Genomic DNA, 16,412 nt, shown 5'->3' on the forward strand with positions numbered 1-16,412 from the left:
GTATTATCAACAGTAGGACAATAAATTCTTATTATAAAAATACAAAATATTAAAGCAAATAGGTGTACTGTGCTTAATATGAAAAATTTGAAATCAAATGAAAAATGAACTGTCCCTTTTTGTATATATAAAAATGAAACTATTAAATCCGCACATGATAAAAAGATTATAAAAATTATTTCAGATAACGAAAATTTTGATTTTAAATTCACTAAAAATTCCCCCTTAGATATATGAACTAAGAATATTATTTTGTTTTTCTACATCAATATCTATGACCTTATCACAAATATTTATAATTCTTTTGTCATGGCTAATAAGAATAATGATTTTAGATTTTTTAAGATGTAAAATAATACTATTTAACACTGCTACACTTTCTTTATCTAGAGCTGAAGTTGGTTCATCTAAAATAATAACACTTGAATTTTTATATAATGTTCTGGCTATAACAATCCGTTGCTTTTGACCTCCAGAAATGCTCATGTTTTTCTCATCTATTAAGGTTTCTAGACCATTCTCAAGATTTTTTACAAAATCATCTATTTTACATATTTTACATATTTTATCTAATTTAATATTATCTAAGGGTTGATCTAAAATAATATTATTTATTATTTTATCTCTAAACAGTATTGGTTCCTGATCTACAATAGAAATATGCTTATGTAAACTTTTTCTATTAAGTTTTTCTATTGGAATTTTGTTAAATAGTATAGTTCCTTCTTGACTATAGTAATTACCAACTATTAAATTCTTAAGTGTTGATTTACCAGAACCATTTTTGCCAATTATGCAATAGACATTACCTTTTTTAAAACTGCAATTAAAGTTGTCAAATATCTTTACATGCTGATTAGAATCGTAGCTGAATGTAACATTAGATACATCTATTTTTTCTATATCATTTATGCGGCCTATTCCGTTAATTTCTCTTGGAATTTCAAATAATTCTTTTATTCTTTCAAGTGAAACTAAAGATATATTAAAAGAACTAATAATTGTTAATATTGTAATTAGTGGCTCTGTTACATACATTAAAAATGTATTCAAAGCAACAAAATCTCCAAGTGTAATACTGCCAATTATTACTTTGTTTCCGCCTATATATATTAGAACTAATAACCCTAATGATCCAAATAAATTATTTAAAATAGTATATTTAGAGTTTAAGAATAGATGTTGTTTAAATGTGCTAAAATATTTTCTGAATTTTTTTAACAACTGTATTCGTTCTTTAGTTTCCCATGAGTTTGAACGTATAATATTTATCAGATATAAACTTTGTTGTATACCTGAATTAAAATGAGCTGTACATTCTTGTAAATCTTTAAATATACACTTTATTTTAGGAGTAAAGTATTTATAGTTTAAGTAATTAATTATCACTATTATTATGTAGATAAGGCCAATTGTCCTATCTATAGAAAAGGTCATAAATAAACCTAAAATAAGTTTTATTGTAGAAGATATAAGAGACAGGAAACTATCTATTAATATTTGTTTTATTATTGAAGTATCATTAATAATTCTATTAGATACATATGATGCAGAATTATTCTTATGGTAATTAAGGGATATATTTTGTAAATGTTTAAATAAATCCATTCTAATATTGAAAATAGTCATTTCTGAGTACTTACTTGTCATTATATTTGAAAAAAATGAAGATAGGTGATTTAAAAGTAAAACAGAACTTAATATAAGGGAATATTTTTTCAATATGATAATATTTCGGTTTATTAAAGCTTTATCAATGATATCTCTTATTAATATAGGTGTTATCAAGCTAGTTACTGTAGAAAATAAAAATAATACAGTTATGATTCCAATCTGCATTTTATTTTTTATAATGTATTTATTGTAAAATTTAATAAAATAGCTTTTCATTATAATACCTCATTTTCAATAATATGCTATTAATGTATTAAGCGTATATAACAGGTGCATTTTATGCACCTGTTGTATATCAAGCTGATACTTCGGCTTCTTTTTTCTCTTTATGTTTAGCATAAAATATATTAAATATTGCATCTTTCATGTACTTTCTATAATCACATTGATTATCTATATTTCTAATTCTATAATAAGGACATCCACCGCTACATATAGGTAATGATTCACATTCATAACATTCATCTGGAATCTCATGGCTTAACCACTTAGCATTTTCGCTGTTTAATTGAGCACCTGTTTTAATATTACCAACCATATACTGTTCCAAACCAATTTCATTCCAGCATTTAAATAAATCACCTTTTGGATCTATAACATATGCATTAGGAGTTATTGCTCCACAACTTATGATACTTTGTGACGGATATGAGTATAGTGGAAAATCATAACCTTTTTCCCACGCTATGGTGAGTATTTCACTATTAAATGCAGCAAAATCAACTTGTGATAAGCATAGATTTTCTACATGAGAACAGGCTTCTGTATCAGGTCTAATTGGAGCAAAGTATATACTAACCCTATTTTTAAGATTATTTTTTTCGAAGTAATCCAATAATTCATATGCGTCATTTATATTGTTTTTTTGTATATTCACTCTTAAATGTATTTCTATGTCCTCTGCAACCAAATCTACATTTTTTATTATAGTATCAAAACTTCCTACACCTTGATCCTTTAGTCTTCTGCTTTTATCATGTGTATATTTATTTCCATCTAGAGTAACTTGACAATACTCAAGATTTTTATGTTTATTTAATTTATGAACATTTTCTTTTGTTAAGAGTACACCATTTGTAACTATAGCTTGTCTATACTCAACTTCCTTTGATGCGCATAATTCATATATTTTATCATTCAACATAGAAATTTTATCAATTTCTAACAATGGTTCTCCTCCATACCAAGTTACATTAAGTAGTTTTAAATTAAGTTCATCTATTAAACCTTTGATATAATCCAATAGATTAGATATAATTTCCTCGTCCATAGAAATATCTTTCTTCTCTTCAAAACAATAGTAACAGTTCATATTACAATTTAATGTTGGAGCAATCGTAAGAGAAATTGAGTGTCTACCATATCGTGATAAGTTATGTAAAGCCTTAAAATATTGAATTTCATCTAAATCATCTTCAATTAAATATTTTCCATGTATTAAATCCTCTTTTAGTTTATCATCATAAAAGTTGTTATTAAGATATTGTTCATATGATTTTTCATCAATTAATGCTAAAGCCCCTGAGTAGGAGTTAAATATTAGTTTTTTGTCATCCTTAGCGTTAACAATTATATTAAATTTTGATTTTTTCATTAAGTTATCCTCCTTTACATTTCATCTTAAAATGATTGTATATAATTAAAATCTTATTCAATATGCATTATTTATGATGGAAAGAGTTAGTTAAAACAAATACAAAATAACCATTAAATAACAAAAGGCTTGTTAAAGCCTTTTGTTATTTAATGCTTAGTGATTTTAGAAATGAACATAACATGTCTTTGATGCTGCTTTACAACTGCATGTGTAAGATGAGCTATTACATGAACATACATTTGTTTTACCACAATAACCACAGCTACCTCCACCATCATCAACTTGCATTGGTTTTACAATAAATTCCATATTCTGTATCCCCCTTTCATATGTATTTTATGAATATTTATATTTGAAAATAAAGAATATTCATAATGTAAATAAATAATATCATATAACTTACATTATTGCAATAAAGATTTACATTAATTAGCAAATGTTTTTTAAAATCATATTATAAATCTATTATCAATATAGATATTAATTATTAAACCAGTACATAGTGACCACGCACTTACAAGAAGGTATATGGTTTGACAATAACCACAGCTTCCACCACCATCATTAAATGAATTAGATTTTACAATAAACTCCATAATATCTCTCCCGCTTTCTTGTATGTATTTTAAATAATTTTACTAGCAAGAAAATATAATGTAAGTGCGGTTCAATATTATATTTATTTAGTATGAACCATACAAAAATTCCCTGGACATGGATTAAATGTTAAACAATAACCACAACTTCAACCCCATCATCAAATGAATTAGGTTCTATAATAAATTCAATAATTTATATCTTCTTTCTGCATATATTTTTTAATAATCCTATTAGCAATAAAATTATTAGCAATATAAATACACTACGATATTATACTTATTTAAAATAAAGAAACATGCAACCGTGGCCTGGGTCGTTGTCTAAACAATAGCTACAGCTACCACCGTCATCATCAAATGAGTTGGGTTTTATAATAAACTCCATATTACCTCCCCTTCCTTTTCTGAATATATTTTCAAAATATATTCACTTAAAAACAAAATCTATTTTGAATATAAACAAATAATATTACATTTACATTGTTTTAACTACACTTTGTATAAAATTACCATAAATAAAAATAGACTAAAGCAAGATTAAAATGTAGAAAATTGGACTCAATCTTAATTGATAATGCTGCTTGAATAGTAAAATACTAGTTAAAAAATAATTAGAATTTATCCAAGTATAAATATAGTAGATATAGTTATTTCTGATATGGAATATTTTATTTAAATTTGTTGAAATTTGTTGAAATTTGTTTAAATTTCTTGTTACAGGATGTATAATAATATTATACATATAGTTAGTAATCTATATTTTCAAAAAATTATGCTGAATATGCATGTAAATAGGATGAGAACATTTACTTACATAAATTAACGCTTATGATATATTGATTATAATAAAAGGTGGTTTAAGATGGACATATTAAAGGAAAGTATTCTTTCACAAGGAGAAAGAATAAAGAAAATAAGACAAATGCTTGGTGTAAGACAGCAAGAATTAGCAGGTGAAAAAATTACTAGAAGTTTAATAAGCTATATTGAGAATGGAAAAACAAAATTAGTAAAAGAAACAGCAGAAATAATTGCGGATAATATTAATAAAATAGCAGAAGAAAAGAATATGAATTACTTTACAAGTGCTGATGAGCTTATGAAGGATAAAGACCAACAAGCTATTGAAATATTAGACAATATTATATTGAAGCTAAAGACTTTCAATAACGATCAAGAAAATTTTAATATGGAATTTGAAAAAGCGAGGACAATACTGAGTGAATGGGAATTGCCAAATCAAAAAGCTGCTGTATATACTATTGTAGGGGATTATTATTATGGTTTATTTGATTATTATACAAGTTACATTAACTATATGATAGCTTTAGAATCATATATAAGAATTCCTGATTATATATGTATAGTGGAAACATTTTTGAATTTAGCTAAGTGTAATTTAAATCTTAAACAATATGAACAAGTTATAAACATTAATAATTATGTATTGACTTTACTTGAAAAGCAAAAACAACACTTACATCCATTTGTAAAAAAGGCTATATTTAATAATGCTATAGCTTACAACGAATCAGAGATGTATGATAAATGCATTTCAGAGTTGTGCAAGTTAGAAATTCAGTTTAATGATTTATCTGATCATCAAATAATAGATATATTAACTTTAAAGGCTAATAGTTATGTAGAAAAAGGAGAATTAGAAATAGCTCTTACTATTTACCAAGATATTATTAAAAGGATAGATGGAGCCAATTATGGCGCGTCACTAATATTAACATATGCAAATTTAGCTGAACTATATATAAAAAAGCAAGATATAGATAGATCGAAGGAATATTTCTATAAAACTATGAATTTATCTAAAAGCGTTAAAACTGAACTATATGATACTATGTTATATAATTTAGGTGTTGCTTATAGAAAGGCATACTATTTTGATTTAGCAAGAGAATGTTTAAATAATGCAAAGAACTCAGCAATAAAAAATAATAATATTCAAATTGTTATAAATATATATGAAGAACTAATAAAGATATATATGCAAGCAGACTTAGATAAATCAATAATGACTATGATAGAAGAGGTTAAAAATCTAGCTGTCCAATATAAGGATGATGTAAGAATTAAAAATTTAGATAATATTTTTATAATGACTGGATATTATTTTATTGAAAAAAATACATCGCTAAGTAAATCTTTTTTAGATTTAGTAATACAATCTAAAATTAAATAAACTAGAATAATAAGGGGGATAACTAGAATTAAAAAACAAAAAACTTTTTATTTTATTAACATTAGTTTTAGGATTTAGTGTAGTAAGTATTACAAATCCAGTACCATGGAGTATTGACAGAAATATAATTTAACCTGTTGTGCTAGTAAAACTTACAAATAGAAAAAGCTCCAACAATTATGTTAATCTATCTTTGATAGCCATCACGAAATCAAGATAGGAGGATAACATATGCTGGAGCTTACTAAGAAATATTCTATCAAAGAAATTGATGATTTAAAAGACTTTTTTACTCTCACCTATATATTAATTGACGATATTTATCAGAAAGTTACCCCAACACATATTAAAAAACGTAGAAATATCAACGAGTCTATCTTAAGTGATAGTGAAATAATTACCATTAGTATTGTTGGTGAACTACTCACTATTGATTCCGAAAAAGCATGGTTAGGATTTTGTAAAAAGAATTTAAATGACTTATTTCCAAGATTTAGCCATAGAACTCGCTTTAACAGAACCCGCTGAACACTACATTCAGTTATTGATGTAATACGTAAAGAACTAACTTCCATGCTAGGATATCGAGAAAAATCCGTCAGGATCGTGGATAGTATTCCTATACCTGTATGTAAGTTCGGTAGAGCACGCTTTCATAAATCTTTTAAAGTTGATTCAGATTATGGATATTGTGCTTCTAAAAAAGAAACTTACTATGGGTTTAAGCTACATGCTATCACCACCGTGGAAGGTTTTATTACTGATTTTGTGCTTACCCCAGCTAATATCGATGATCGAGAAGCTGTATGGGAATTAGTAGATACCTATAAATCGATAACGCTTATAGGTGATAAGGGCTATACTAGTAAATATTTACCTCAACAGTTACAGTCTGAAAAGGAAATTCAGCTAATATTTATGAAAAGAGATAAATGTAAGGATCCTTATCCAAAATGGCTTCGCCAATATATTTTCAAGGTTAGAAGGCGAATTGAGACTACTTTCTCTCAGTTGACAGAACAGCTAAATGTCAATAAAGTCTTAGCAAAATCTTTATGGGGACTTATGACAAGACTTAGAACAAAGATATTAGCTCATAATTTGTGTTACTGTATAAACATTATGCTAGGTAAGGACATCAACTTAGGGCATATCAAAGAACTAATATTTGGATAATATATCCAGTGTTTATTCTTAAGGGAAACATTTTTTTCAAAAAATAAATTGGTAAATTTATCTTAGAGTAAATTTACTAGCACATGAAGTTAATTTAGATATTGACTATTGCTTGTAGCTCTAATAATTTTATCTATATATTCTCTTATAATCAATTTAATTGTAAAGTACAATATTCCTAAAAAACAGCTAAGAAAAAATAACTTAATAGACCCTTATCTTTTTTTCTTCAATGAAAAGTCCAATTAACATTGGTAATTCATAAATTCTATACTAAAACAAATGTTATCTTCTACTACACTATAAGTTATTTCAGCCTTATTTTTAGATAGTAGCTCTTTACAAATAAATAGCCCCAGACCTGAACTTACCAGTTGCAAGTCTTCATAATTATATTTGATAAAAGGCTCTAACAAATGGTTCTTTAGCTTTTCTGGCATAGGTCTACACTTATTACATACTGTTATTTTAAAGGGATTTTTATTGTATGATTTAATATATATATTTTTGTCACTACTATATTTAATACCATTTTCTATAAGGTTTTTAAAGGCAATTCTAATTTCTTCTTTAATAGCGTATATATATGCATCTTTAATATCTATTTCAATTTTTACTTGCTCTCTATTTAGAACAAATTCAAGTTCTTCTATCATTTCTAATATTAAGGTTTTTATATTAAAGCTTTCATATTTTTGATTAGTTTTTTCTTTACCACTTGCTACAATTAGCATATTTTGAACAAGCTTATGAATTCGATCTGCTTCTAGCCTAATTCTCTGATATATCTTTTTTTGTGTTTCTTCGTCTATTTCTCCTTCTTCTAATAGCTCCCCATAGCCTTTAAGAGCTGTAACTGGAGTCTTCATTTCATGGGTTGCATAATTAAAAAAGTTTTTTGTGTTTTTTTCTAATAATTCTATTCTATTTTTTTCTACACTAAGCTGCTCCATTTGATTTATTATCTTATGCTGCATCTTATTAAAGTGTTTAGTTAAATTAGCGACTTCATCATTACCCTTTATCTCTAATTCTCCTGTATAATTTCCCTCTCCAACAAGTTCCATACCCTTAGCTAAATACTTTAATGATTTAGTTGTCTTTGTAAGCCAGATTAGAAGGACTAGGAGCATTATTATATACAAAACACCTTCTACTACCAATATTTGATTCATTATTTTCTTATATTCTGTATAATCCTTCGTATAATTTTTTTGGAGTACTAGAGTTCCCTTATAATTATTTTCTATATATATAGGATATGCATATGTAGCAAAGAAAACTTGCTTGTCTAAAACCGTATAAAGTATTACATCCTTTTTTCTACTTTCTATTAGAATATCACCTTTATAGTTATTATTTAACTCTCTACCAGTAAAGGCGATATTACTCTTTTCATCCCAATCAATAGATATGTAACTATCATATTTCCTATTCATTGTATTTAATATAGGTAGTAGTGATCCCTCAATATCCTCACTATCCTCAATAAAATCTGATGTATACTGCTGATAAATCTCTTTAAATACCATACTTTTTATTTTATCCGTATCATTAATGATGTATTTTTCTAAATTATCTTCGAACACTTTCCATATCATAGCATTGGTGATTACATGAACTACTAAGCTTGTTAATACTAAGCCTCCAATAATTTTACCTTTGATTGTTTTAATCATCACTGTACCTCATTACATAACCTCTTCCAAACACGGTTTCTATAAAGGAATCTCTTTCTAATCCTAGTTTTGCTCTAAGTCTTCTAATATGTACGTCTACAGTTCTTGTATCTCCACAGTATTCATAACCCCATACCTTATTCAATAATTCCTCTCTAGAAAATACTTGATTTCTATTCATTAGTAGATAGAATAATAGTTCCCACTCTTTTCTTTTAAGTAATACTGCTACTGAATCCTTGAAGACCCTCTCACCTTTTACATCTACGGAGATACCTTGACCTAGTTTAATTATAGATTCTCTCGACCCGCTAGTTTCTTTCTCTAGGCTTCTAAATAAGGCTTTTACCCTAACCACTACTTCTTTAATCTCAAAGGGCTTTGTAATGTAATCATCTGCCCCCAGCTCTAAACCTAATACTCTGTCAAAAATCGTATCTCTAGCTGTAATCATTATAACTAAATGTTTATCTGAAATTTGCTTGCAAATTTCAAATCCGTCACAGTCTGGAAACATAGCATCTAACAAAATCATATCCGGGTTAAATTTTTCTATTTCATCCAAAGCTCTTTTTCCATCAAATATGCTTCTCACTTCATATCCTTCTTTTTTAAAAGTCAAAGTAAGTATGTCATTAATAGAGTATTCATCCTCTACTACTAATAGTTTTTTGTTCATTTTATATCCTCCAAATTATTTATATTAAATCATTGGAAAGTATATTTCTTGTAAATAGTATCTTTACTAGTTTCTATTCCATCCTCCATTGTAGAAATATCTTTTTTCAAAAATATTTCTTTTCCATCCTCACTTAATAAAGTATATAGATATGGGTTTAATGTAATTCCTTCATCCTCTATATTCTCTTCATATATTGTGTTTAATTGTCCATCTGCTATAATTTTAAAAGTTCTTTTTTTAGGGACTATATTACCATCACTTTCTTGGAATTCATCGATAATAAATAAATCTCTTCCTATTGATTCTACAGTACCAACATAATTAAAATCGACAGACTGCCCCTCTTTTGCAGCAAATAATTCCTCAAATTGATTTGTTTTAAAATTAAACGTACTAATAGCTTTTGTCTGATAGCTAGGATGATAATCAAAATATCCTCCTAACCTAAATGGTTCTGAGATCCAAATTAAAACTTCCTCATCGTTTATAGGAAAGAAGCCCACACTCGCTTTAGAATCTATTTCTTTCAGATTATCCGTATACTTATTTAAATCAATATATTCTATGAAGTCATATTCATTATCTTTAAAAACAACTTTATAACTTTTTAAATCATCATCTATCCATATAAAAGATTTTAAAGCTTGTATATATTTAGCCTCTCCACCACAAGATAAATTTCCCTTTCCTCTGTAAAGTTGTTTCTTCTGTATATCATAAAAATATAAATCGTATCCTTCATATGGTACGTGAGCCATAATAGTCAAATAAGTTGTATCTTCATCAATAACCGTTTCCTTTATGAATGTATTATCATTTTTATCAAACATAGGCGTATTAGTATCTTTCTCTAATGTACTTAATGTATTATCTAAATCCTTCATCTCCAATGGTTCATCCTGTTTTAGATAATCTATAGCTAAAAGTTTTGGTTCATCTTTATATGATTCATAACCAATGGTTTTAGGGCCATGTATATTAAACTTGAATACCTTTTTTGTAGTTTCTTTTAATGTATTATCTTGTTGTAATCTATATAAATGTTCTTTTAATTGTCCTGATATAGGAAATTGATCAGTTGGCTGTACACTATCTATGATACCAGATCCATTATGTATATAGCCGTATATATCTCCATCATAATAAAATGAAGGCTCAAAATACTCCCCTTCCTCTAATTCTAAATCTATTTCTTCCATTACTATTTTAATTTCATCTTCTTTTATTAAGTCCTTGGATATATCTTTTTGTAGTACGACTTTCTTTATATCTCCTTCTTTTCTATAATTACAGCTAGTATTTAATGTTATAAGACTAAGCAGAATTATGATCATTATTCGTTTTTTCATTGAATATTCCCCCCTTGGCTTAATTTTATCACATTCTTGTTGCCAAGTAAGACCTACTTGTTGCCAAAATGTTAAATTTTTATCCGTTTATAGAAAAGCTTAGGACTGTAACTAAAGGTTAAAAGGCTAAATAAAGAATGAAATCTCTAGGTAATACATCTAGAGATTTCTTTTACTTTAAATTATCTAACTTTTTAAATCTTATTCATTCTAATTATCAAATTTCCCATCCGTTGCAAAAACATACTCACATATATTTTCGCCCCATGTGGCACTAATGCTAAATACTCTACCTGATGTAGGAATTGAGCTATCTGATGCAGGTGGGTTAACAAATTCGTAAATACCCTCCACATTACTGACAGGGACATCTACTATAGGTAGTAGTGATTCATCAAAGCTATCTGTTAGGTAAGCCATTTTTACCGATACTTCATCAGGCAGATAATCTCCAAAATCAATTTTAAATTTTTCTCCTGGTTTAGGTCTATGTAGTCCTGTTAAAATACTAGGTTCACTATTCCAAGCTGCTTGATAAAAAGAGAGTCTATCATACATAGTACCATTCCAACTTGTTTTAAGTATTGCATAGTTATCAATTGTATGAGGATTTGTTTCATCTATTATTATAATAGGTGGTGGCTCAATCGGATGTTTGCCCGATAACTTTTTAGAATTATTTAGTCCATTAACCCTCTTTATCTTAAAAGTCTTAATAACGTCTCTAAACTTTTCTTCCAAATTCCTATATTTATCCTTTAACTGGTTAGATGCTTCAGTTGGAACTTGAACATCTGTAGCAGTAGCCCATCCAAAGTAATATTTATCATTTTCTCCTAAATATTTTAAGTTATATATTTCTTCTAACTCCTTTAAATCTTCTTTTGCAGAATCTTTTTTATAATAGATTTCAATTCTTCCAATTACCCCCAAGACTTCTTCAGGAAACATCTCTTCCACATCTTTGCTTGTAAAATATATAACGTCGCTATTCTCTATTATATTTATATCATCGGATATACTCTTTGGTAGGGTTAATGAAAATCCGTATTCATCATTTTCATATAGTATATGTGGAGGCCTATTTGTTAAAGTAAATATCATTGTTATCAACAATATTGTTATTGCTAAACCTGACAAAAACAATGTTGGTTTTTTATATTTCATAATACCCTTCACCCTTTTATTAATATTACTTTGACCAAAAGCTAAAATTCCTCCACCGAATATACCATTTTGAATTGTAGCTGTATTTATTAAGGAAGTGGCGTACTCCGCTCTTATATCATCTTCCCATATCCTTATTACTTTCTCGTCACATGAAAATTCCATATCCTTACTAGCTAATATAAATGATAACCATATTATTGGATTAAACCAGTGAATACTTAGAACAATTATCATAACTGGTTTTATAATGTAGTCAAATCTTTTAATATGAACTATTTCATGAGTAATTATATAGGAAAGGGTTTCCTTATCATAAGTATCCAGCATCAATTTTGGCATAATAATTTTAGGTCTTACTAAACCAAAGACTACAGGACTTTGTACAATTTCAGATGTATATATTTTTATTTTCCTTTTAAAATTAAGTCTTTTACTACATTGCTCGATAATATCTATAATAGTTTTGTCTTTATTAATTATTGCGGTTTTAAGTTTTGATGATGTTCTAATATATGCTATAACTAATAATAAAAGCATGGAGATAGCTATTATAAACCATATTCGAGAACCAATAAAGGTTACTACCTGTACGGGGTCTATAGATACCGTGGGATTAGGTGCTGGAAAAATCGAGTTGGCAGTTGGATTTTCCAAAATTTCTATACCATTTGAAATGTATTTTATTCCTCCACTGTCTTTATTGATTTTAATTATCTGTGAAGGTACTGAGGATATATTGAAAATGCTAAACTTGGAATAATAGGAAAAAGGTATAATGAGTCTTATTAGAACAACTATCCATAGTATATAACTAAATGTTTTTGAGAGCTTTTTATCTAAAATAAGCCTTATCACTATTACAAATAAAGCTACTATGGTTGCAGTTATGCTCGTGTTAAATATAGATAAAAATATATTTTCTAACAACGTCACTCACCTCTTTTAGAATTCAGTTCGACTATTTTTTTAAGCTCTTCAAGTTCTTCTTTAGATAATTTTTCCTTCTTAAGAAATGATGTAAAGAACATCTTTAATGATCCATCAAAGACTTTATCTATAAATTCATATGCTTCAGCTTTTTGAATTTTGTCTCTTTCTTTAAGTACTATAACTATAGAGTTTTCATTCTTGATAATTCCTCTATCGCTGAGTCTGCGGATAACAGTATAAGTTGTTGATTTTTTCCATCCCAGCTCATCTTCAGCAAGCCTTACAAGCTCAGAACTCTTTATAGGTGCTCTGTCCCACACTAAATTCATAAACTTAAATTCTGCATCGAATATTTTTGTACTTTCCATAAAAAACACCTCCTTGGTTTAATGTATTAGACCTTAGTTTCAGTTTAATGCGTTAAACCTCTAGTGTCAAGTTATTTTATAAAAAATCCCTAGAAATCATTTCTTGATCTCTAGGGATTTTTGATTTATATGCAATTTCATTAAGTGCATAATTTCCTATGCATTATAATAAAGACTTTCCGTAGCATATTCAGGGTCGCTGGTTATGTCTATTCCCAGTTTGTTGAATATCTGCTCATCATTTGAACTTAAAATAGTAGTTGAATGTGCCTGGCATCCCTTTAGCATAGATAACTTTTCCATAGCTACCTGTGCTGTTGGATTAGTAGCTGCGCATATACTAAGGGCAATTAGTATTTCCTCGCAGTCTAAAACTCCATTTCTATTTCCTAATGTTTTAGATTTTAGGCTTCTAATCGGTTCAAGTATAACTGGAGAAATTAGATAAATTTCATCAGATATATTAGCTAGGTATTTAACAGCATTTAAGATCACAGCCGCTGTTGCGTCCATTAGCTCAGAATTCTTACCTGTTAAGATTGTCCCATTGTTAAGCTCTATTGATACCGCCGGACAGACTTCATTTTTATTGGATATTTCTTTTAATCTAGCAGATCGTTCTCTTGCAGGGCCAACCACTGTTCTATCTTCCGGTCTTAGTTCTAGCTCCTCCATAATTAGTTTCGATCTTTCAAAGGTTTCTTTTTCTACATAACCTTTTTTATACTCACACCCTGTTTTAAAATACCTTCTAATAATTTCTTGCTTAGATGCTTCTTTTACTGCTTCATCGTCAATTATACCAAAACCTACTCTGTTAACTCCCATATCCGTTGGAGATTTGTATACTGATTCTGTTCCTGTTATTTTTTCTATAATTCTTTTAAGTACGGGGAAGGTTTCTACATCACGATTGTAGTTAACTGCTACCTCATTGTAGGCATCAAGATGAAAGGGGTCTATCATATTTGCATCTTTCAGATCTACTGTTGCTGCCTCATAAGCTATATTTAAAGGATGCTTTAAAGGAACATTCCATACAGGGAAGGTCTCAAATTTTGAATATCCTGCTGCCCTACCTCTTTTATATTCATGATATAACTGACTAAGACAGGTTGCTAGCTTACCACTTCCTGGCCCTGGAGCAGTTACAACAACAATGGGCTTTGTTGTCTCAATATATGGATTCTTACCATATCCTTCATCACTTACAATTGTATCTACGTCTGTAGGGTATCCTTTAGTGGTTCGATGAGTATATACCTTTATCCCCCTGCGCTCAAGCTTATTAATAAAAACAGTAGTTGCTGGTTGTCCATCATATCTTGTAATAACAACACTATTTACATCCAGCTCATAAGCCCTTAAATCATCAATCAATCTTAAGGTATCCATATCATAGGTGATGCCGAAATCTCCTCTTATTTTATTTCTTTCAATATCACCTGCGTATACACAAATAACAACTTCAATTTTTTCTTTTAATTTCTGTAATAGTTTCACTTTTGCATTTTCGTCAAATCCAGGCAAAACTCGTTTTGCATGAAGATCAAATAGGAGTTTCCCTCCAAATTCTAAATATAGCTTATCATAATTATTAACTCTTTCTAAAATATACTTCGACTGCTCTTCCAAATATTTTTCATGATCGAATCCTATTTTCATTTGTCTTCCTCCCCTTATGAATTATTATTTAAATATTTATAATTAAATTGTTTTAATAAATACTAGACCAAAAAAACTTTGACTCTCTATTATAACATTATTTTAGTTTAAAATAAACAAAATAGCTTTAATATTATCTAATATTTTGTTCTTGTTTCTATAAATTTATATTATAGATATATAAATATTTATAAGTAGAAATTATAGTTTATAGATGATAAAATCAAGAAGACATTTAAATAAGGAGTTGATTTTATGGAATTTATTAAAAAATATTCCTCAGGAATATTAGTTACCGTTACACTTGCAGTTGCCTCAGTTTTTTTAAGTGGACTTATACCATATAATCTTATAGGTGCAGGGGTCTTTGCCCTAATTATAGGTATGTTATTAAATCCTTTAACAGCGAAATATGAAATCCTTGAAAAAGGCTTTAACTTTACATCTAAGCAAATATTACGCCTTGCCATTATTCTAATGGGAGCTACCCTAAGTTTCTCTCAAGTAGTAGAGGTCGGAAAATTTTCCTTGTTTGTTATGATATTTACACTTATAACTGCCTTTGGTGGTGGATATTTATTTGGTAAGCTTTTTAAAATGAATTGGAAATTATCAGGACTTATATCAGCGGGAACAGGTATATGTGGTGGTTCTGCCGTGGCTGCTATTGCACAAGCTATTGATGCTGAAGATAGTGATATTGCATATGCCATATCTGCTACATTTATATTTGACATTGTTATGGTAATTTTATTCCCTATTATGGGTAAGTACTTTGGTATGTCTGATTTAGGATATGGTCTTTGGACTGGGACAGCTGTAAATGACACTTCTTCAGTAGTTGCTGCGGGCTATGCCTTCTCAGATATTGCAGGGAATTTTTCTGTAATAGTTAAGCTTACACGGACTTTATCGATTGTTCCTGTTGTGCTTATATTCTCTTATATCAACGAAAGACTTATTAGAAAAGCAGAAGAAATATCTGTGGCCGGAGATGGTACTGTAGCCAGCCATGAAAAGAAAAAGGTTGATATTAAAAAGATTTTCCCTTGGTTTATTCTAATGTTTCTTGGTATGGTTGCTATTAAAAGTATTGGAATTCTTCCTGAAGGGCTAAGTTCTTCCATATCTAAGATAAGTAAATTTTTTATGGTTATGTCTTTAGGTGCTATAGGACTTAAAACTAACTTTAAAAAACTTTCGAAATCTGGATTTGCTCCAATGTTTCACGGATTTATTATTTCTGCACTAGTAGTTATAGTTGCATTTTTAGTGCAAATGGCGATAGGACAAATATAAAAGTCATATTGAATAGTTTACAAAAATCCT

General features: G+C 28.4%; 12 protein-coding genes and 1 pseudogene. 3 read left to right on the plus strand and 10 right to left on the minus strand.

What is annotated here, in order from left to right; genetic code table 11:
* Window positions 1-225: 225 nt before the first annotated feature.
* The 4 genes from HYG84_RS01910 to HYG84_RS01925 form a co-directional block, all read right to left on the minus strand.
* Window positions 226-1,890, minus strand: coding sequence for an ABC transporter ATP-binding protein (locus HYG84_RS01910; RefSeq protein WP_212380287.1), 1,665 nt, complete (start codon window positions 1,888-1,890; stop codon window positions 226-228).
* 79 nt (window positions 1,891-1,969) lie between these two features.
* A complete protein-coding gene (locus HYG84_RS01915) occupies window positions 1,970-3,268 on the minus strand; it encodes a radical SAM/SPASM domain-containing protein (RefSeq protein WP_212380289.1) in 1,299 nt (432 codons plus the stop codon).
* Between the two features lie 165 nt (window positions 3,269-3,433).
* Window positions 3,434-3,580: a hypothetical protein gene (locus tag HYG84_RS01920; RefSeq protein ID WP_212380291.1), complete on the minus strand. Its 147-nt coding sequence runs from the start codon at window positions 3,578-3,580 to the stop codon at window positions 3,434-3,436.
* Between the two features lie 140 nt (window positions 3,581-3,720).
* Window positions 3,721-3,867 carry a hypothetical protein gene (locus HYG84_RS01925; protein ID WP_212380293.1) on the minus strand — a complete coding sequence of 49 codons (147 nt, stop codon included), beginning with the start codon at window positions 3,865-3,867 and terminating at the stop codon, window positions 3,721-3,723.
* Between the two features lie 865 nt (window positions 3,868-4,732).
* Here HYG84_RS01925 and HYG84_RS01930 point away from each other — a divergent pair.
* Window positions 4,733-6,064 (plus strand): helix-turn-helix domain-containing protein, encoded by a 1,332-nt coding sequence (locus tag HYG84_RS01930; RefSeq protein WP_212380295.1) that lies wholly within the window; start codon window positions 4,733-4,735, stop codon window positions 6,062-6,064.
* A gap of 231 nt (window positions 6,065-6,295) precedes the next feature.
* Window positions 6,296-7,240, plus strand: a pseudogene (locus HYG84_RS01935) (IS982 family transposase).
* Window positions 7,241-7,485: 245 nt separating this feature from the next.
* Here HYG84_RS01935 and HYG84_RS01940 read toward each other — a convergent pair.
* The 6 genes from HYG84_RS01940 to HYG84_RS01965 all read right to left on the minus strand — a co-directional run bounded on the left by HYG84_RS01940 (window position 7,486) and on the right by HYG84_RS01965 (window position 15,083).
* Entirely contained in the window at window positions 7,486-8,919 is a 1,434-nt protein-coding gene (locus HYG84_RS01940) for a HAMP domain-containing sensor histidine kinase (protein ID WP_212380297.1), read from the minus strand.
* On the minus strand, window positions 8,912-9,598 hold the full coding sequence (locus tag HYG84_RS01945; protein WP_212380299.1) for a response regulator transcription factor: 687 nt from the start codon (window positions 9,596-9,598) through the stop codon (window positions 8,912-8,914). Before HYG84_RS01945 ends, HYG84_RS01940 begins: the two co-directional genes overlap by 8 nt.
* Window positions 9,599-9,627: 29 nt before the next feature.
* Window positions 9,628-10,950: a hypothetical protein gene (locus tag HYG84_RS01950; protein WP_212380302.1), complete on the minus strand. Its 1,323-nt coding sequence runs from the start codon at window positions 10,948-10,950 to the stop codon at window positions 9,628-9,630.
* A 210-nt stretch (window positions 10,951-11,160) separates the two neighbouring features.
* Window positions 11,161-13,047, minus strand: coding sequence for a M56 family metallopeptidase (locus HYG84_RS01955; protein ID WP_212380305.1), 1,887 nt, complete (start codon window positions 13,045-13,047; stop codon window positions 11,161-11,163).
* Window positions 13,048-13,049: 2 nt separating this feature from the next.
* A complete protein-coding gene (locus tag HYG84_RS01960; protein WP_212380308.1) occupies window positions 13,050-13,418 on the minus strand; it encodes a BlaI/MecI/CopY family transcriptional regulator in 369 nt (122 codons plus the stop codon).
* Window positions 13,419-13,574: 156 nt separating this feature from the next.
* A complete protein-coding gene (locus HYG84_RS01965) occupies window positions 13,575-15,083 on the minus strand; it encodes a DUF1846 domain-containing protein (RefSeq protein ID WP_212380311.1) in 1,509 nt (502 codons plus the stop codon).
* A gap of 255 nt (window positions 15,084-15,338) precedes the next feature.
* On the opposite strand from HYG84_RS01965, the gene HYG84_RS01970 reads away from it, so the two are divergent.
* The gene (locus tag HYG84_RS01970) at window positions 15,339-16,382 is read left to right on the plus strand and encodes a YeiH family protein (protein WP_212380313.1); all 1,044 of its coding nucleotides are present in this window, start codon (window positions 15,339-15,341) and stop codon (window positions 16,380-16,382) included.
* Window positions 16,383-16,412: the final 30 nt, after the last annotated feature.

Origin of the sequence: Alkaliphilus sp. B6464 (assembly GCF_018141165.1) — a bacterium.
Taxonomy (GTDB): domain Bacteria; phylum Bacillota; class Clostridia; order Peptostreptococcales; family Natronincolaceae; genus Alkaliphilus_B.